At 67.3% G+C, this 529-nt stretch carries 1 pseudogene; it reads left to right on the top strand.

What is annotated here, in order from left to right:
• Positions 1-529 (top strand): annotated as a pseudogene (locus CSC70_RS14390) (EscN/YscN/HrcN family type III secretion system ATPase); the annotation flags it as partial.

The raw sequence follows: 529 nt of genomic DNA, 5'->3' as shown, positions 1-529 counted from the left end.
CGAAGGCCGCTTACGTCGGCCCCGCCATCGCCGAGTATTTCCGGGATCGGGGCCTGCGCGTTCTGCTGATGATGGACTCGCTGACGCGCTTTGCCCGCGCGCAACGCGAGATCGGTCTGGCCGCCGGCGAGCCCCCCACGCGCAGGGGCTTTCCGCCATCGGTGTTCGCCGAGTTGCCGCGCCTGCTCGAACGCGCGGGCATGGGCGAGAGCGGGTCGATCACCGCGTTCTATACCGTCCTGGCCGAGGACGACACCGGCAGCGACCCGATCGCCGAAGAAGTGCGCGGTATCCTCGATGGGCACCTGATTCTCTCCCGCGAGATCGCGGCCAAGAACCAGTACCCGGCAATCGACGTGTTGGCCAGCCTGAGCCGGGTGATGAGCCAGATCGTCCCATCGGACCACTCCCAGGCCGCCGGCCGGTTGCGGCGCCTGCTCGCCAAGTACAACGAGGTGGAAACCCTGGTGCAGGTGGGCGAATACCGTCAGGGAAGCGATGCCGTTGCCGACGAAGCGATCGACAGGAT

The organism is Pseudoxanthomonas kalamensis DSM 18571 (assembly GCF_010211745.1).
Taxonomy (GTDB): domain Bacteria; phylum Pseudomonadota; class Gammaproteobacteria; order Xanthomonadales; family Xanthomonadaceae; genus Pseudoxanthomonas_A; species Pseudoxanthomonas_A kalamensis.
The sequence above is the reverse complement of the archived record's forward strand: the minus strand, read 5'-3'. Positions and strand labels throughout refer to the sequence as shown.